Raw genomic sequence first — 19,673 nt, 5'->3', positions numbered from 1 at the left:
AGATTTAATAACCATTTTAGATACAAATTATGATATCGGAAGCAAATAACCTGATTCCCTGGAAATACACCTGTTTGATTTTACTTTTTTGGGGTATTGCTAAGAAAGAAACACAGGCCCAGGCGTTAAGTTTATATGATTTAACCTGTGAGTACCAGCAAAATCCGATTGGTATTGATAAGGTTTCACCGCGGTTCAGCTGGAAAATCAAGACCAATGGGCGAGACATAAGGCAGACCGCCTATGAACTGCGGGTTGCTAGCGATGAGTCCGAATTGAAAAAAGGAAGTGTTTGGCAGTCCGGAAAGGTAGCTACCGAGCTTTCGGTGCTTGTTCCTTTTGGAGGGGGCGAGCTAAAAAGTAAAACACGGTATTTTTGGCAAGTGCGTGTTTGGGATAATAAGGGAAATATTTCTCCTTGGAGTGAGGTGAATTTTTGGGAAACAGCTTTAGGAACATCGGACTGGAAGGCAAAATGGATACAACTTAAGCAGGCAGGCGCTGATCATTCCAATCCGAGCCCGCAATTTCGAAAGGCCTTTGAATTAAAGCATGCCATCAAGAAAGCACGACTGTATATCACATCTCATGGTTTGTACGAGGCTTATATTAACGGACAACGAATAGGCGAGGCTTATTTTACCCCGGGCTGGACCAGTTATCACAAACGCTTACAGTATCAGGTATATGATGTTGCTAAGCAACTCAAAAAAGGGGATAATGCTATCGGCGTGTTATTGGGTGACGGTTGGTTTAAGGGTAATTTAATGGGGGGGAAGCATTATTACGGTCATGATCTGTCTTTGTTGGCCCAGCTGGAGATTGAACTGGAAAATGGTGAAAAAATCAATATTCTAAGTGACGGCACTTGGAAAAGCACAACGGATGGCCCGATTCGAATGGCCGATAATTATAATGGCGAGACTTACGATGCGCGTATGGAGCAGGCGCATTGGGCAATAGCCGATTTTAAAGAGGCAAATTGGACAACTGTTCAAGTAAATGATACATTGGGATATGAACAGTTGCTTACTTCCCCGGCGCCAATGGTGACTGCACAGGAAAGCATAAAACCACGTAAGATTCTAACAACACCCAAAGGTGAAAAGGTAATTGATTTCGGGCAGAACCTCGTGGGATGGGTTCAGTTGGAAGCGGAAGGCAAGAAAGGGGATTCCGTGATTTTTTATCATGCTGAGGTATTGGATAAGGAAGGCAATTTTTATACCGAAAATCTTCGTTCGGCTAAGCAAAAGGTAGCTTATGTTTTTAAAGGAGAGGGGCTAGAACGTTATCATCCGCGCTTCTCTTTTCAGGGCTTTCGCTATGTGAAGGTAGAGGGTGCGAAAGAAACGATCAATTTAAATAACATAAAAGCGGTTGTTCTGCACTCAGATATGGCGCAAACGGGTTCTTTTAATACCTCCGACAGCTTGCTCAATCAGCTGCAACACAATATACTTTGGGGGCAAAAGGGCAATTTTCTGGATGTGCCGACAGACTGCCCGCAACGTGATGAACGATTGGGATGGACGGGTGACGCGCAAGCTTTTTTTAACACCGCAGCTTATAATATGAACGTTGCCGGCTTCTTTATGAAATGGTTACAGGATGTAAAGGCCGATCAGTTTAGCAACGGAGCCATACCGCATGTCGTTCCCTATTATTGGAAAACCGAAGAGGGAGGGTCGGCCGGTTGGTCCGATGTAGCCACGATTATTCCTTGGAACTTTTATCGTCTATATGGTGATAAGGGGATCTTGGAACAGCAGTATACCTCGATGGCTAAATGGATACAGTTTATGGTGGATAATAGTACCGACGATCTTTGGAATAGAGGTTTTCATTTTGGCGACTGGCTCTTTTACATTCCGAATGATGATCGGGATGGACGTGCCGCTATTACGGATAAATATCTCATAGCGCAGTGTTTCTTCGGACATTCTGTACAGCTCATGATTAATACGGCGGCAGTATTAGGGAAAAAAGAGGATGTTGACCGTTATGAGCAATTATTACAGAAAGTAAAGACCGCTTTTTTAAGGGAATATGTAACACCGTCGGGTAGGTTGGTTTCGAGTTCGCAAACGGCCTATGTATTAGCCCTGCAATTTGATATGCTGCCGGAAAATCTCCGCACACAGGCGGCAGAACGCTTGGCGGATAATATTAGAAGTTATGATAACCACCTTACCACCGGTTTTTTAGGAACACCCTACCTTTGCCATGTTCTGAGCAGATTTGGTCATGAAGACCTTGCCTATACGTTACTGATGCAACGAACATATCCTTCCTGGCTTTATCCGGTACTAAAGGGCGCCACCACAATTTGGGAACGCTGGGATGGTATTAAAGCGGATGGATCTTTCCAAAATAAAGATATGAACTCGTTTAACCATTATGCATATGGAGCTATCGGCGATTGGATGTATCAGCAGATTGCCGGGATCCAGGCTTTAAGCGACATGCCCGGCTATAAAGAGTTTGTGATTGCACCCAGACCAGGCGGTGGATTGTCTTTTGCCAATGCATCGCTTGAAACGGTATATGGAAAAATTGTATCCAACTGGAAAATTACCGGAAATGAGATGGAAATAAGGGTGGATGTTCCACCCAATACGCGCGCAAAAATAGTTTTCCCCCATGCGGTAAAAAACTCGGTGAAGGAAGCAAAAGGACTGGCAGTTGACGGTTCTTCGACCATGGTGGGCTCCGGTAACTATACGTTTAGATTTCGTTTGCAAGAAGATGTAAAATAGAAGATTTATTCATTAGTAAGTAACATGATGAGATCGTTTGTTCATATTCAGAAGGGACTCCTGTTGGTGAGTTGTTTTTTCTTTTTTTGCGCGCGGGGGCAATCTCCAAATGATGTTCTCTCGCTACCTGCTACTTTAACGATTAAAGGTATAATAGGAGAAAGGCTCGATGGTTCCTACCAGAATCGTATTTTGGCACAAGACGTCGATCGATTAGTCGATGTTTTTAAACCTGAAAACAGAAAAGAAACCCGCATGTGGCAATCTGAGTTTTGGGGAAAATGGTTTACATCGGCCGTACTGGCATATCGTTATAAACCGTCCGATTCTTTGGCGCAGGTGTTGGCGCATGCTGTTCATGGATTGCTGGTTAATCAGACGTCGGACGGCTATATTGGTAATTACGATGCCAGCCATCGTTTGGAGCAATGGGACGTTTGGGGAAGGAAATATTGTATGTTGGGTTTATTGGCTTACTATGATCTGAAAAACGATAAAAAGGTGCTAAAGGCGGCCGCACGACTGGCGGATAATTTGATGGACGATTTAGCAAAAACCGATGGTATCCTGGTTACCAAAGGAAATTATCGTGGGATGGCCGCTTCTTCTGTTTTGGAACCTATTTGCCTGCTGTATAAGCGAACTGGACAAAAAAAGTATTTAGACTTCGCTGAAACTATTGTAAGGCAATGGGAGAACCCGCAAGGACCTCAACTTATCGGTAAAAGTAAAATAGATGTTGCTAAACGATTTTCAAAGCCAAAGGAGTGGTATAGTTGGGAACAAGGGCATAAGGCTTATGAAATGATGTCTTGTTATGAAGGATTATTGGAGTTGTACCGATTAACCGGTAAAGAGACTTATAAGAATGCGGTGATCGCGACATGGCAAAATATTTACGATACGGAAATCAACATCGCGGGGTCGGGAGCTTCTACAGAGATGTGGTTTGGAGGACGTCCTCTGCAGGCTTTTCCTGTCCATCATTACCAAGAAACGTGTGTAACGGTGACCTGGATAAAATTGAGCGCACAATTGCTTCGACTGACGGGTGAAAGGAAATATGCAGACGCCATGGAGTATGCTTTCTATAATGCGTTGTTGGGTGCTATGAGTAAAAATGGAGCTCAATGGGCGAAGTATACGCCATTGACCGGACAGCGCTTGCCGGGAAGCGAACAATGTGGTATGGGGTTGAACTGTTGTGAAGCAAGTGGTCCGCGTGCTTTATTCCTTTTTCCCGCTTATGCGGCAATGCAACGGAAGGACGGTGTGCAACTGAATTTTTACTTGGCGGGGAGTTATCAATTGGAGAGTCCTAAAAAACAAAAGCTAAACCTGATACAGTCGACTGATTATCCTCGGAGAAACGAAATTACCATCCAAATTGATGTGGAACAATCGGAACAATTTTCGGTTCGACTGCGCATTCCGGCATGGAGTAAAGAAACGAAAGTTTGGGTGAATGATCGTTTGTCTACGGCAGTTGATGAGGATGGTTTTCTAACAATGAGCCGATCCTGGAAAAAAGGGGATAAAATTAGGTTGAACCTGGATATGCGTGGACGAATGGAAAGGATCGATGGATTGCCGACGTATCTCGCGCTCATGCGAGGACCGATTGTTTTGAGCAGGGACGATCGATTTGGTGGTCCACCCTTAGGCAGTATATTACAACCAATTCTTGATCGGGATGGTTATGTGCCTTTGGATACAATGGCAGGTGAAAAATCCTTTTCATGGATGCAATATGCTGTGCGTTTTATTCCTGAATCGTATACAGAACAGGCTGCAGATCCTATCACAGTCGTTCTCTGCGATTATGCGTCTGCAGGTAATGAAGATATACAACATCCGTTCTTTCAAACTTGGTTTCCCCAGCTGTTAGATGGTCGAAAGGAGTGAAAGTGCTTAACCTGATGAATAAATCAAAGCGAATAAGTAAGAATTGGATGGAAAAAAGGGTAAAAATCTGTATCTTTCGACTTTGTAACCTATATCCATGAAGTGTGATCCGTTTTTTGAGTATATAAAAATTGATGAATTTTCTGCTACTCCCAAATATCTACAACTAACAAATGCCATATTGAATGCCATTAAAAATGGTAAAATCGATAAGGAAACGATGTTGCCTTCTATTAACGAGTTAAGCTTTGTTTTAGAAGTATCGAGAGATACCGCGGAGAAGGGATACCGCTACCTTAAGAAGTTGGGTGTTATTGACTCGGTACCGGGTAAGGGTTATTATGTAAGTCGTACCGATTTTAGACAAAAGCGAAGTATTATGTTGCTTTTCAATAAATTGAGTGCGCACAAGAAAATTGTTTATGATGCATTTATAAAGACGCTTGGAATGGACGCAGCAGTTGACTTCTACATTTACAATAACGACTTTAACCTCTTTAAAAAGTTGCTGCAGAATCAGAAGCAGGATTATACACATTATGTGATTATTCCTCATTTTGTCGAGGAACGTGAAAAGGCAGCAGAAGTCATTAATCAGTTACCAAAAGAAAAATTATTACTACTTGATAAAAAAGTTCCCGGTATTGATGGGGATTATGCAGCGGTCTACGAAAATTTCGAAGAGGATATTTATCATGCATTGGAGGAGGCTAAAGAGGAATTGGCGAAATACCATACGCTGAAGTTGATCTTTCCTGATAAAAGTTACTTTCCAAGGGAAATTATAAAAGGATTTTATCGATTTTGCCAACAGTATGCGTTCGATCATCTACTTGTTAGCGACATTGCAAAAGAGCCAATCGGCGCGGGGGAGGTGTATATCAATCTAATGGAAGACGATTTAGTGATTCTGCTAGATCGTATCATTTCCATGAAGCTGGAGGTTGGAAGCCAAGTAGGTGTCATTTCCTATAACGAAACCCGGGTTAAACGCTTTATTTTGAATGGTATTACCACCATCTCAACCGATTTTGAAAAGATGGGTACAACCGCGGCTAATTTAATCTTAGAAAACTCGAAAAAGCACGTAGAGGTCCCCTTTTACTTGTTCAAGAGAGCGTCTATTTAGTTATTGGTTACTAGTTGTTGGTTATTCGTTGCTGATTATTGGTTATTAGCTATTAGTTGTGCGTTGCGAGTTGCCCGTTGTGAGCAGAGACACTCCTAAGGGCTAGACTCGTTATTGGTTATTCGTGATGACGTTCGTAGGAGCAATACTACTCAACAACTTCTACTCCACGCCCATGCTCCATTGGCTAATCGGCTAATTAACTAATTCCCTATTCAACGTCTCAACTACTCAATCGCCTCCCCAACTTCAATCGGAAGGTCTGATTCCAACACATCAGCTCCATCTTCAATAATGGCTCGATAGGCTTTGGCACGCTCTTCTTTGGTTTTTAGCTTGTCGTAAGTAGGTGCTGACGAAATCATACAGCGTATTCCTTTTGCATGTAATAATTTGTACATCACTTGATTTTCAGGTTTAATGTCCGGACCAATATAAGCAATCATCTGATTGGCCGGTATCCCGGCATCTTCATAAGGTTTTAAAGCATCCGGTGTTTTTACAAAAGCAGAAAATTGCTGATTTTTATTTTGCAGGTAGTAAAATTTAGCTTGATCTGCATCGTGCACTGTCACCATTACAAAGGCCTCTGCCTTATGTTTTTTTATCAATGCAGCGGTCATTTCCATGGGAACATCTTTTTTATCCAGGTTGAGGACCGTTTTTCCGCGTGCCCATTCTATAGCTTCCGATAAGGTGGGGATATGGTAGGGTGTAACCTTGCCATCAACGTCCTTTAGTTGAAAGTGCTGAAGTTCTTCATAGGTATAATCGCTTAGCTTGCCCTTTCCGGTTGTCGTACGGTCAAGCGTTGCATCATGCATCAGTACAATGACACTATCCTTTGTCAGTCGAGGGTCTATTTCATAAAATGCCTGTGTATATTTTAAAGTGTTTTCGAAAGCTTCTATCGAATTTTCCGGAAAGCCTTTTTCCGTTCCGCCACGATGCCCTGAAATAATCGCCTTATTGGCAGGGTTATACTGAAAAAAGCGATGGAGATCCTTGGCCGTTTTGACGGGAATAATGTTCAGCTTCTCTTGCGCAAGCATTTCATTAAAGCTGACAAGCATAAAAATACCTAGTAAAAATAAGTTGTTCATGACATGATCTAATTTAATGTGCATTCAATTGATGAAGATTGAGTGTCTCCTGTTCGTCCAATTCAAAGCGGCTAACAGCCGAATTTTCCTGAATAATTTGTCGATAATTGCGTAACGGCATTCCTAATTTGTAGGCTAAATACAGGCGGTTCACCGTATTATGGGCAACCACCATGATATTTGCATTCGCGTGTTTAATCAACATATCAGAGAAGAAGGTATCCACGCGTTTTACAATTTCCAACGCAGTGTTGCCGGTACCACCTGCCCGTGCTTTTTCGGGTGAGGCATCCCAAGCCTCCCAAAGTGCCGGGTTTTCGGCGACGAATTCCTGGCGGGTTTTACCTTCCCAACTTCCAAAATCCAATTCCATTAATCGTTGATCCGTTTTTACTTCAAACTGTCCGCCCGTTGCTAAGGCGGCTGTTCGATACGCTCGTCGCAAAGGGGAAGCATAGACGGCATCAATGGACGCACCTTGAAGTAGCACTGCTATTTGTTTTGCCTGCTCTATCCCTCGGTCTGTTAGGTCTAGATCGGTCAGGCCGCAATAGCGATTTCCATCCGCATTGTAAGCGGTCTCACCATGTCTTAAAAGATATACAGTTAACATATTGCAAGGTATTGTTTGTCGATTAACAATTGAATAAATTTATGATAATTTTCTTCATATATTGCCGATAAGCTCTCTTCAGGAAACACTTCCTCCTCTATCTGCGTCATCTGTTTGACTGCATCCGTCAGGGAGCGGAAAGTCGTTTGTGATGCAGCGCATATTGCTGCACCCAGCACGCCAGTTGCCTCCCTGCCTTTATAAATCGGCTTATTCAGTACATTACTTCGTATGCGCAACCAGCTAGCACTATTGCTGGCACCACCTGCAGTAAAAATAGCTCTTACCGGCTCGGAAGATAACCGTTCGATCTGTTCATAAGCATAGCGTTCAATGTAAGCAACCCCTTCCATATTTGCGGTATAAAGCACCTGTTTGGATAAACCTTGAGGGGCAAAACCCTTTGCATGCGGTGCGGTAAACGGAAATCGTTCGCCCTTTTGCCGAAGCGGCCAGGCCAGAAAAGAACTTGGCATCAATTGGGCGGCTTGCTCATTCAATTGAGGAAGCTCTTCTTTGTTGAAATCAAGACTTACCCAATCGGCCCCGGTATTGCTGGCACCCCCCGGCATCCAGAAGCCTTCCGGATGGCGATGGCAATAGATGCTACCCGAAGGATCGATTATGTTTTTCTCCGTAACGCCTTTAATAACCATGGTCGTACCGATTGTGGTGTTCCAATCACCTGGTTTGATGGCACCTGAAGCCATTTGGGAAGCACAACCATCGGTCAATCCAACCACAACTTCTATTTCGGGTATTTGCAGTTCCTTTGCTAAGGAAGCTTGCAGCTTACCAACAATGGTTCCGGAAGCCACCACTTCTTGGAGATGATGCCTGGGCACGAGTTGATCTAGGTAACTCGGCCAGGCATAAGAGCCTACGTCATAACCTGTTTTTAATGCATTGGTATAGTCTGTTACATCAAATCTGCCGCAAAGCTTACCTGTAATGAAATCTGCCGCATGGATCCATTTGTATACCTGTTTCGCTTTTTCCGGGTAATTTCTTGAAAACCAACAAATTTTTGAAAGACCGGACGATGCATTAAAGCCTGTAAAGCCTCTTGGATTATGTTGCTTGGCTAAGCGTTGACAACGTCTTCCTTCTTCCAGGGAACGCTGATCGCTATACATAAGTGCCGGGTGCAAGGCCTGTCCGTTTTCATTAATGGGAATCACCGTTCCTGACGTGGAGGTGGTGGCAATTGCTTTTATTGCCCGAGGGGGGATCAGCTTGGATATTTGCTTGCTGACCTTTTGCAAAGCCGTTAATGTATGATCCCACCACATATCCGGTGATTGTTCTTCCCGAGATTGGGCGGTGAGTGTGAATGGGACAGAAGCACTCGCGATCACGAAGCCGTTTGTTTGAATAAGCGCTACTCTTGCGCCTTGTGTGCCGATATCGATGCCAATAACATATTCATTCATTGTACTTGTTTAAACGTTTTACGAACCTTAGACCATTCCTCATATAAAGCTAAATAATGCTGACGTTCACGGGGAAAGCTTGTTTCCAGTGTAGAAGGTTCATAGCTGCTCACCTTTAAACTTTCCGTGCAGATGAGGGCTGCCCCGATTACGGAAGACTGCCTATAGGTCTTTCGGATAATTACTTTTTTATCAAATAAGTTGGCCAAGAACTGTCTTAAAGTGGCGCTTTGAACACCACCGCCACAAGCTAACACGTAGTCTTTCGCATGCGGTGTAACTTGGCAGAGTGTCTTGTAGTTTTCATAAATGCTACAGGCGATATCCCATAAAATGGCCCAAACAAAATCACCCCGTGTCAACTGATGGGAAACGGGTGCATTAAAGATAAAACCGCCCTTGGTTAAGGGGGATTTTTCATCCGCTATCAAGGAACCCAGGGAGGCGATGCATTGCGGGGTGGAAACTTGGTTCAGCTCTTCTTCAATGATTTGGTAATCTTCATTTGGATAGAAGATTTCCTTGAGTCGTTGATAATTCAACCCGGTTACGCCGGCATTTGCCTCTAAGACAAAGTGCGCTTCATCGATGTGTCTGCTTGTCCAGGTTCTTTCTTGCTGATCTACCTGATAATGATTAACTAATTTGACAACCGGTGTGGTGGTGCCGGAAACAATGATGATATCGTCAACGTTGGGTGATACACTTTTGATCGCAACCTGTGTGTCGGAACCGCCTACGATGATTTGCACGCCTTCACCGAGGTGTAAGTCTTGTGCTAATGGGGGTAATAGTGACCCCAGTAAAGTACCTGCACGTTTAAGCGGCGGTAACATTTCGAATGGCAGGTTGAATAAAGCACAGTAGGAGGGGCTCCAGCAAGCCTGTTCAATATCATATAGCAAGGTTTCTGATGCTTGAGAATGTTCATAGGCAAGTATGCCGGAAAATTGAAAAGCGACCCAGTCGCTAATGCTCGTAAAGGTGACTACTTGCTTCCATAACTCTTTTTTTCGTTCACGTAAACCAACAAGCTTCAACGCAGAAAACAAAGCTGTTGGATATCGGCCAACCACCTTATACATGGCTGACTTATCGTTTATTATACTTTCCCATTCCCTGCCACGATTGTCATGATTGGACATGCCTATTATTGGATTGCCTTTGGCATCAAGAGCGACAATCCCTTCACGTTGACTGGTGGCTGTAATTGCTACGATATGGTAATTCTCCTTTTCCTGTAAAAGCTCCTTGCTCATCTGTATGAGCTGATTCCAGAGCTTTGTAGGGTCAAAAGAGATTGCATCCGGGTAGTCGGAATCCTGTTCATAATGCACATTTTCCCGTTTCAGTTTCAGGATCGTTCCATCAGCTGCCGTTATCGCTACCCGTGCATTACCTGTCCCTATGTCAACCACCAAATAAGCTTCCTGCTTCATCGTTTAATTTTTAAATGACAGTATTTCTTTGTTAACAAGCTGCCTAACCTGCTTGCGTCCCTCTTTGAAGAAGTTTTTTAAGCAATCATTCATGATGTCAGCATGGTGATCTTCTACTTCAAAGGTTGCGCCTGCTATATGAGGAGTGGCTAAAACACGTTCATGATGGATCAATTCATAGTCGATCGCATCCGGCGGTTCATGATCAAAGACGTCCAGAATAGCCCCTGCGATTTTTTCGTCTACAATCGCTTTCAATAAATCTGTTCGGTTAACGACTACCGCTCTTGCTGTGTTGACAAAAATAGCGTCCTTTTTCATTAAAGAAATGAATTGCTTATCGATCATGCCTTTTGTCTGTTCCGTCACCGGTAAATGGATGGCAACGACATCCGAGGAACGGAAAAGCTCTTCCAACGATACTTTGCTAAATTGTGTGTTTTCATCTGTATGATAGGGATCATAGTAAACGATATTGCATGGAAAATGTTGAAGTATATGCGCGATTGTCTGGCCCACGGCGCCAAAACCGACCATACCTACTTTTTTTCCCGCAAGCTCATGCCCTTTAAACTGTAGGTAGGAAGCATGCGCGCCCGCTTCCCATTGTTTTCCTTCCAGCCATCGGATACCGGCAAGCGTATGTCGCATAAAGGTAATCAAGTTCGCAATAAACAGCTCCGCCACTGCCTGCGCATTGCGTGCAGGTGTATTAAATACAGGGATGCCCTTTTGAGTGGCGATATCGATCGCTATATTGGAAGGGGTTCCCCTGCAAACACCGATGAATCGGAGCAACGGAAAGGCCATGATGACTTTCTCTGTTACTTGATCATGTTCGGTTATCAGCGCATCCGGTTGGACCTCTGTAAGCAAAGCAATCAACTCGCCTTCCGTATAGGCGCTTCCTTTCTCCTTCCATTCGCGGTAGACAATTTCTCCGAATAACGTTGCTAGTTCGCGTTGGGCCTTTTCGTGATAAGGGGCTGTTATTAAAATTTTCATCTTTTAAATTTTTTTCTTTGGTGATGAAGCTGTCATGATTTAATCATTTCACAGTGTGATTTTTGCAAATCATGACGGTTTCATCCCTATATAACTATTTATTCATTGGTGCCTGTTGTGATTGCTTCAACTACCTCAATTTTCTTATTTCTACATTCACTTCATTTTTTTCGGTAATGTTATAAATACGGTGAGTAGCGCACTTATAAAATACAATGTAGCCAGAATCCAGACAATTCCTGCATTTCCAATGGTGCTGATGAATAGGCCGACAAGAGCTGGACCAACAAATACCGGAAGACCGGCACCTAAATTTAAGATGGCCATAGCGGCTCCCTTGTCTTTTTCGACCAGAGAGGGTACAAGCGCCGATAAGGGAACGTAACCTGCTAATAAGGCGCCCCATAAAACACCGGCCAACATAACTGCCCAGTAATTCCCACCGGTCCACACGGGGATGTAAAAGAGAAGCAGGGTGGTTAAGCCGCAACCGATACCGCCAAACCAAATAATCGTTCTGCGCCATCCCAGACGATCCCCTATAAAGCCAAAAATCAAGTTAAAGGCAATATTTGCTGTAAAGATTGTTCCCCATATCTGCAGCCATTCTTTGGTGCTGATCGCAAACTGCGCCATGTAAATCGGCAAAAAAACAGGGAATGCAAATTGAGCCGTCGTGTTAATAATCCGTACAATCCCTCCCAAAAGTACCTTGGGCTCCTCTTTGATAATGGTGAAGCCTTTCATAAGCTCTTCCCCTTTATTAGGAGTTTGACCTCTTTTTTGATGGGTATCAAAAGATTCTTTGTTAAATACGAGGGCCAAAAGAGCGCCCAAGGCCACCCAGAAAATCGAGCTCCATAAGGTGTTTTGATAACCCAGCTTTTCAATCGCCCAACTCGAATAATAGGCCCCCAGTACATTTAATCCACCGGTAAAGACAAACCAAAACCATCCAACTGCTCTTCCTAACATCGTTTGTGGTGTTTTGTAAGTGATCCATACCAGAAAAGAATAAGCAAATAAAGGATAGCCAAAACCGCGAATGGCGTAAGTTGCCAACATGATCGGATAATGAAGTCTGGCCATGCCGAAACCTACAAAACCAACAGTACCGATAATATAAAGGAGTAAACCGGCCAACATTGCCTTTTTTGGGCCATAAGTTTCTGCGAGTACACCCGATAGCCAGGAGGAGATCGCAATGGTAACACCGTATACCGTAAATAAGGCTGCGGATTGCTCAATGCGCATGTGCTGTGATAAGAGATAGGGACTGAGCCAGCCTTGCTCAACACCATCCCCCATCATAAAAATCAATACGCCCAGGTATCCCCACGTTAAGTTTTTCGGAAGACCGGCTTTCGCCAGTAAAGACGAGTCGTTGGCAGTTATCATGTTTGTTTATAATGGTGTTAGTAATTCAAATAAACAAAAAGAAATAAAAAATAACAAATTTTAATATAAATAAATAAAATTTAAGTTTGAGCCCTTGATAACACATCATGTGTTATCAAGGGTTTCATACTACCGCGATTCCCACTCGGGATTCTGTTTTAAGTTCGGATTAAGTGTAATCTCTTCTATGGGGATGGGTCTTAGATACATAAAAGGTTCGAATACCCGCGTCAGGTTATTTTGTGCAACGATGGTTCCACTGCTTTGATTACTCAAATAATGCTGTGTGCCGTTGATGACGAAATAGACAATTCCCTTTTGCGGATTTGACGGGACTGCGGTGACAAACGATACATCGTTCTGACCATCTTCATTAAGATCGTAGGCAGTGTTGAGGGCGGGAACATAAAGACCGACATAAGGTTTGAGCAATAAAGGCGCTAGCTTCCAGCGCATGAGATCGTCATAACGAAAACCTTCCATTGCCAGCTCAATTGCTCTTTCTCTCCTTATTTCAAGCAAAGCGGTACTCAAGTTCTCATGGGGGAAGTACGCTTGTTGGAGGTAGGGATCGGAAGCTAAAGGCATAGCGGTGTTGCTTAAGCCTGCACGTTCACGAAGTAATTTAATGGTTAGGTTCCATTCCGATTCCGTAAAAAGATCCAATTCTGCCATGGCCTCTGCATAATTAAGTAAAACTTCTGCATAACGCATTAGAGGAAGCGAATTGTTATTTTCCGCTCGACCATCCGTGGCTTTCGAGTCGAGCGTAAACTTATAAGGCATGTAACCGGTATAGGTGTAAGTAAAGTCGGGAGGCGCAGCTTGCCCTTCTCGTTGATAGTTACCCATGCGGATTGTTTGCTGTAAACGCAGATCTCGGTTCTTTACTTCGTTCCAGAATGGTATCTCGTTGTAATTGACTTGGTCGGTAAAGCGACTGCCGTCGCGATTTAGGAATGTATTGATGAATGTTTTGGTAAAACTGAGTCTTCTTCCGTAGGTGGCACTTGTCCAAAACCAGTTAGCGTCATTAAGGACACGTAGTGAAGCATTGTTTACTGCCGCAAGCATAATCTCGTTGGTTTTGGGCTGCTCGTTGATAAACAGGTTTCTGAAACTCAGTGTCGGGTCCGACTCTACATTTAGGCGGTATTTTCCTCCATCGATAACTTTTTTTGCGGCGTCGACAGCCTCCTGAAGCCAGGTATTGGCGGTCGCTTCCAAACCAAGTTCTTGATGGTATTTACGGTAGGTGCCTTCGAAGAGACAGATTCTTGATTTATAGGCGAGGGCTATCGTTCTGGTTATTTGTGAAGACGTTGGGTCGATGGTTTCGGTAATATTTTCGCAAGCAAAGTTCAGATCCGCCAGCACCTTATCCATTACATATTCCCGGGGATCTTGTGTTTTGTATAAATCGGGATCATCAACCCCAAGTGTTTTCTCTTGCCAGGGCACATTGCCAAATTGTTTCACTTTGTTAAAGTAAAAATAGGCACGAAAGAAGCGCGCAAGGCCTTCAAAATGCTTGCGCGATTCGTCCGTTATTTGGGCTCGCTCCATTTGTTCAAGGAAATAATTGATGTTCCGTAGCGCTCCCCAAGTCCAGCCACCCGCTTGTGCGGCAGAGTAGCTTCCGGATAGGTAGGCATCGATGGTGGAACCCACAAGGAAATCGCTTACTTGATCCCCTCTTACGATATCATTCCCATCCGGTAAGTTGTTGTAGAAAGAATTCGCGTACAATTGTAAGTCCTTTTCTGTATTGAACGCCGTTTCAGGCGAGAGCTTGTCCGGAGGATAAAGTTCGAATGATTTTTCGCAAGCCGTTAGCAGTGCAAGTGCGCCTATAAAAAATATCTTTTTCATCTCTATAATTTGTTTTTTTAAGGAAATGAAACGATCATGATTATTGATTTAACGAGGTGATTGGCAAATCATGATCGTTTCATATCTCCATTATTGATCGTCTTTATTTAAAGGGTTACGTTGATTCCAAGTGTATAGGTTTTTAACATCGGGTAAGCCATACCCTGCCCTGCATTTGCATTGAGTTCAGGATCTGCACGTTCGATGTTTTCCGGATCCATGTTTGGGTTGTGTTTGAACATGGGCGACCAGGTCCAGAGGTTTTGCCCTGTAAAGTAAACGCTTAAGTTTTCAACATGAATCTTACTGAGCCAGGATGTTGGAAGGTTATAACCGATCGTGATGTTTTTTAACCGAATATATGCTGCATTTTGGAGATAACGTGTCTGATTGAAAGTGAGCTCGCCCCGCGAATTGAGGGCGGTATACCCTCTTAGCCGAGGAAAATAAGCATCCGGATTATCCGGTGACCACATGTTTTCCACCACATAAGTGGGGTGCCAGCTGTAAGGACGGTTGTAGGGTCCCCAAAAGAGCGCATTATCCGAGCCCGGCATGAATTCGCGCTTTCCCACGCCCTGAAAGAAGCTGGCTAAAAAGAAATTGTTCCAGCTGAAATTTGCATTGAAACCAAATTGAAAACGAGGTTCGGTATTCCCAATAATTACCTGATCGCCCGGATCACCTAAAGTATTGGTGCCCTGATCGATCTTTCCATCACCGTTCATGTCTTTAAATCGGATGTCGCCCGGTAGGATTTTATTGGCTGCTGACACCCTTATGAACGACTGATCAATTGTGTAATTGTCAATTTCCTGCTGACTCTGGAAGAAGCCGTCGTTAACAAAACCCCACAGATCACCAACACGCTGACCTTCATAGTAGGTGTTGATCAGCCCTAGAGGGTTGTTGAAACGCGTGATGAATGCCCTGCTGTCGGCAAGTGTAAAACGCAGATCGTAATTAATGGGTTTAGCTGTTTTAATCTGGTCGCGCCAGTTAAGACTCAATTCCCAGCCGATCGTTTTTAGATCCGCATAGTTCCCTTCTGGTACGTCCGTTCCAAAAATACCCGGCAAAGGGAGTCCAACGGTAAACATATCGGTGGTTTTTCGCGTATACCAATCGAAAGTAGCATTCAGTCGATTTTTAATAAAAGACAGGTCCGTTCCGATATTGACGGTAGTCGCCTTCTCCCATGTGAGTCCATCTGGTATAACCCCTGGGTTGGACGTGTAGTTTGGCCGTATGCCGTTCAATATCAGGGCAGATCGGTTAACATTCATGATTTCCAGAAATTGATAAGGATCGATGTTTCCATTTCCTAAACTTCCATAAGAAGCCCGCAGTTTGAATTCGCCAATGGCCTGTTTTAAGCCGTCCTGCCAAAAGTTTTCCTCAGAAACACGCCAACCGCCAGAGATGGAAGGGAAAAAGCCCCATTGTTGTCCACGTGGAAATTTAGAAGACCCATCATAGCGGCCGTTCGTTTCGAGCAGGTATTTTCCGTCATAATCATAACTGACCCGATAGAAACCGCCCGCAGTCAACCATTCGTTTCCACCGCCTGTTAAAAGGAAATTCTGCCCATCAATTAAAGAGAAATCTGGTAAGGAAGGGTTGATCAAATTATCGCGCTCCATAAACCGGCTGCCAAGTTTAGAGCGTTCATAGTTATAGCCCAATACAGCATTGAAATGGTTTTTACCAAATTGATTGGTATACTGCCCATAAGCATTCAATGCGAGATAGGTTGTATTGTCAATTTTTTCGTTCATCTTACTGATGCCACGTTCCAGGTAAACACCCGGGGCATTGCTATAAGGAACAGGTGTATAGAGTTGTGTTCGATTGAAGAGTGTTTTTTCGAAGGTGAAATCACCGTTGATTTTTAATTTATTATCGAAGAAATTCGTAAAAATCCGTGAAGTGTTGCGTGTTTGCCTGCGCGATTCATCCCAATGGTTATTGCCTGAAATGAAGCTGCCGAAAACAATTGATGCGTTTTCTGTAAGTGTGCCGTCAGGATTGCGGAGCATGGCCACCGGAAAGGCTTCGTCCGAAATGCGTCGCCATACCGGGGTGTTACTTGGATGGTTGAGAATAGGGGTAAAGTATTTTCTTTCATTGTAAGTAATGTCATTCTCGACACGTAACCAGTCTTTCACTTGAATACTTCCCTTCGCACGTAAATTATATTGGTTGAATTTATCCGGGTTATAACGAAAAATACCACCCTGATTATTGTATCGACCCGAAAGATAAAAGGAAGTCTTCTCGCCACTGCTGGAAAAGCTCAATTGTTGTTCCATTGAAGGAGTGTGATCGGCATATAATTCCTTTAGCCAATCTGTACTGCCATAGTAGACATAGCGCCCGGTTGCAGGGTCAATGTCCGTTGAAGGCGTATTGCCTGCCTCGTAGCGCTTGCGTAATTCTTCCAAATATTCTTGCGACCAGGGAAATACGCTATTGGCCTTCTGGGGGTCTGCGCTGTAGTCATTCCAGGAGCTAAAAGCATCATTAAATGTTTTTGCCCAGGGATACCCTTCCGTTACCAGATCCGGACGCTTCGTATGGTCATTTCTAGAGTAACCTGATGAATAGGTAATGACCGATCGTTCTTTGCTAGGTGTTTTCGTAGTGATCAATACGACTCCAAAGCTACCACGTGCCCCATAAATCGCAGCCGATGCCGCATCTTTCAAAACCGTCACACGCTCGATATCGTTGGGATTCAGGAGATCCGGATTACCGGGAACACCGTCGATCAATACCAAAGCGGAACCACCGGCCCCGATTGAGGTCCTGCCCCGTACGTTATAAGTAGCTTCACGCGTGGGCTTGCCGTCGGTCATTTTAATATTCAAGTTAGGGATCACCCCTTGAAGGCCACGCGTGGTACTGGTGAGCGGACGGTTTTCAAAAACCTCCTTTCCGACCTGATCAACCGCGCCGGTTAAGTTCGCTTTCTTTTGGGTGCCATAACCGACAACTACAACTTCTTCCAGGTCTGCCTGGCCTAATTTCATCACTACATTCAATTCATGTTTGCCCTGAGGATTCAACTGTTGTGTGGTATAGCCAATAATCGAAAAAGAGAGGCTGGCTCCTTCTGGAATCGACAAGCTATAAGCTCCTTCTTCATTGGTGGTAGTGCCCATGCGTTTATCCGTTCCGATCACGGTGACAGAAACACCGGGTAGACTTTCTCCGTTCACTGTTGTTACCTTACCTTGTAAGGTTTTTTGTTCCTGTGCCCATAAGAGAGAGGCGCAACTGAAGTAATAGAAAAGGCTTAGATAGATCTTTCTTTTCATTTTTTTTAGTTTTATTGATTGTTTAGTTTTGTTTATTAATATTTCATAATGTTGCCAAAAATCATTTTTGAATGTTAAGAAGCGATTAAGAATAGATTATCAAATTCAGTTTTTCTATGGTTATTTCTCGCTTTAGATGATTTTAAGCTATAAAAAAATGATAATGATTTGATCGGTAAACAATTGGTTTTAACTGGTTTTGTGTATGCTAAAATATGTTTTTTAACAAAAAATAACAAAATAAATGTATATAAAAGTTTTTTTAAATAAAATAAAACAATTTGAAACACGCTGATCGACTTATTGATTTTTGAGAAAATAATAAGTATTCTTGTAACAGAATCCGTGATTATGAGGAATATTACCAAGAGACATGAAGCGATCATTAAGCTTGTTAAAACGAATGGCAGTGCTACCATTCCCGAGCTGGTGGAAATGACAAAGGTTTCAGGCGTTACCATAAGAAAAGATTTAAAGTTTTTAGAAGATAAGAACCTCTTGTTTTGTACAAGGGGAGGGGCGTCATTGACAAATCCTTATGCCAATGATCGGCCGATCGTTGAGAAAGCATTGATTAATCCGGATAAAAAACAAAAAATTGCCAAAACATCGTTGTCGTTGATCGGGAAAAATGATTCTATTATGATTGGTTCGGGTACAACGGTGTTTGAGTTTGCCCGTGCACTTCAACCAGGCCATCCCATTACAGTCATTACACCGGCGATTAAAGTTGCTTTTGAATTAAGCGGAAGAAACAATATTGAAGTGCTGCAATTGGGCGGTTTGGTCAGACCGAGCTCGTCTTCGGTGGCCGGGGTACATGCGGAATATATTCTTGAAAATATATCTTGCGGTATTTTGTTTCTTGGGGTTGACGGAATCGACATTGATTTTGGTTTATCGATCAGTAATTTGGCGGAGGCGGGGCTGAATCAAAAAATGATTCGGGCTGCGCAGCAAGTTGCCGTACTGGCCGATAGTACAAAGTTTGGAAAAAGAGGGATCGGTAAGATTTGTGAGCTGGGTGATGTCGCCTATATCGTAACCGATGAGGGGATTCCGTCTGCTACTGTAAAATTATTGGAGAAGAAAGGTGTTAAAGTGATGATCGCTACTTAATCAAAAGGCGATGAAGTCAGCAAGTTGTTGATTCGTGAAGTGGAGGGTATCTTCTTTAAAAAAATCTAATTCTTCATTCAATTCTTGTTTGATATAGGGGATGTGGATCCGTAAAGGCAGCGTGTGGAGGTTAAGGTAGTGACAGACGCCGGTGAAATGTTCGACTCCGCGAATATTACCATATTTTCCGGAACTGATGCCTACAAGTGCCGCTTTCTTGCCGACAAAACTGTCGGGAAAAAGGCAACTATCGATCAATGTTTTCAGCACCCCGGGGAAGCTTCCGTTATATTCGGGAATAATAAAAATAAATTTTGTAGTGGCACTGATCCGATCCTGTATAGGCTGAAATGCTTCACTTCTTGCGCCATAAAGGTCACTTACAATAAAATTATCCGGCAAAGATTCGAGCGATATGACCTCGGAGCCATAACCTTTTTTATCAAGTTGTCGATGGTAATAGTTCGCGACCTTCAAGGAGTAGCTGTCCTTACGATTGGTGCCGGCTATAATTGTGATCATTGTTGATAATATGTGTAAAATCTAGACTTCTTCTGGTTCTTAAGCTGTGTAAAATT

13 protein-coding genes are annotated in these 19,673 nt (G+C 43.4%); 4 read left to right on the top strand and 9 right to left on the bottom strand.

Going from position 1 to position 19,673, the window contains the following annotated elements:
- Positions 1-29 precede the first annotated feature (29 nt).
- The 3 genes from RYH73_RS19920 to RYH73_RS19910 all read left to right on the top strand — a co-directional run bounded on the left by RYH73_RS19920 (position 30) and on the right by RYH73_RS19910 (position 5,793).
- Positions 30-2,759 carry a glycoside hydrolase family 78 protein gene (locus RYH73_RS19920; protein ID WP_335315239.1) on the top strand — a complete coding sequence of 910 codons (2,730 nt, stop codon included), beginning with the start codon at positions 30-32 and terminating at the stop codon, positions 2,757-2,759.
- A gap of 24 nt (positions 2,760-2,783) precedes the next feature.
- Entirely contained in the window at positions 2,784-4,664 is a 1,881-nt protein-coding gene (locus RYH73_RS19915) for a beta-L-arabinofuranosidase domain-containing protein (protein ID WP_335315238.1), read from the top strand.
- Positions 4,665-4,761: 97 nt separating this feature from the next.
- Entirely contained in the window at positions 4,762-5,793 is a 1,032-nt protein-coding gene (locus RYH73_RS19910) for a GntR family transcriptional regulator (RefSeq protein ID WP_335315237.1), read from the top strand.
- 227 nt (positions 5,794-6,020) lie between these two features.
- Here RYH73_RS19910 and RYH73_RS19905 read toward each other — a convergent pair whose 3' ends face one another.
- The 8 genes from RYH73_RS19905 to RYH73_RS19870 form a co-directional block, all read right to left on the bottom strand.
- A complete protein-coding gene (locus tag RYH73_RS19905; protein WP_335315236.1) occupies positions 6,021-6,896 on the bottom strand; it encodes a glycerophosphodiester phosphodiesterase family protein in 876 nt (291 codons plus the stop codon).
- Positions 6,897-6,909: 13 nt separating this feature from the next.
- Positions 6,910-7,509 carry a histidine phosphatase family protein gene (locus tag RYH73_RS19900; RefSeq protein ID WP_335315235.1) on the bottom strand — a complete coding sequence of 200 codons (600 nt, stop codon included), beginning with the start codon at positions 7,507-7,509 and terminating at the stop codon, positions 6,910-6,912.
- Positions 7,503-8,942 (bottom strand): FGGY-family carbohydrate kinase, encoded by a 1,440-nt coding sequence (locus RYH73_RS19895; protein ID WP_335315234.1) that lies wholly within the window; start codon positions 8,940-8,942, stop codon positions 7,503-7,505. Before RYH73_RS19895 ends, RYH73_RS19900 begins: the two co-directional genes overlap by 7 nt.
- On the bottom strand, positions 8,939-10,381 hold the full coding sequence (locus RYH73_RS19890) for an FGGY-family carbohydrate kinase (RefSeq protein ID WP_335315233.1): 1,443 nt from the start codon (positions 10,379-10,381) through the stop codon (positions 8,939-8,941). The genes RYH73_RS19895 and RYH73_RS19890 overlap by 4 nt, the downstream gene beginning before the upstream one ends.
- Positions 10,382-10,384: 3 nt before the next feature.
- The gene (locus tag RYH73_RS19885) at positions 10,385-11,386 is read right to left on the bottom strand and encodes a 2-hydroxyacid dehydrogenase (protein ID WP_335315232.1); all 1,002 of its coding nucleotides are present in this window, start codon (positions 11,384-11,386) and stop codon (positions 10,385-10,387) included.
- A 156-nt stretch (positions 11,387-11,542) separates the two neighbouring features.
- Positions 11,543-12,784 (bottom strand): MFS transporter, encoded by a 1,242-nt coding sequence (locus tag RYH73_RS19880; protein WP_335315231.1) that lies wholly within the window; start codon positions 12,782-12,784, stop codon positions 11,543-11,545.
- 129 nt (positions 12,785-12,913) lie between these two features.
- The gene (locus RYH73_RS19875) at positions 12,914-14,656 is read right to left on the bottom strand and encodes a RagB/SusD family nutrient uptake outer membrane protein (protein WP_335315230.1); all 1,743 of its coding nucleotides are present in this window, start codon (positions 14,654-14,656) and stop codon (positions 12,914-12,916) included.
- A gap of 107 nt (positions 14,657-14,763) precedes the next feature.
- A complete protein-coding gene (locus RYH73_RS19870) occupies positions 14,764-17,976 on the bottom strand; it encodes a SusC/RagA family TonB-linked outer membrane protein (RefSeq protein ID WP_335315229.1) in 3,213 nt (1,070 codons plus the stop codon).
- A 351-nt stretch (positions 17,977-18,327) separates the two neighbouring features.
- Between RYH73_RS19870 and RYH73_RS19865 the strand changes: the two genes are divergently transcribed.
- Entirely contained in the window at positions 18,328-19,095 is a 768-nt protein-coding gene (locus RYH73_RS19865; RefSeq protein WP_335315228.1) for a DeoR/GlpR family DNA-binding transcription regulator, read from the top strand.
- On the opposite strand, the gene RYH73_RS19860 is transcribed toward RYH73_RS19865, so the two are convergent.
- Entirely contained in the window at positions 19,096-19,617 is a 522-nt protein-coding gene (locus tag RYH73_RS19860) for an NADPH-dependent FMN reductase (protein ID WP_335315227.1), read from the bottom strand.
- Positions 19,618-19,673: the final 56 nt, after the last annotated feature.

It is taken from the genome of Olivibacter sp. CPCC 100613 (genome assembly GCF_036959255.1).
Taxonomy (GTDB): Bacteria; Bacteroidota; Bacteroidia; order Sphingobacteriales; family Sphingobacteriaceae; genus Olivibacter.
The sequence above is the reverse complement of the archived record's forward strand: the minus strand, read 5'-3'. Positions and strand labels throughout refer to the sequence as shown.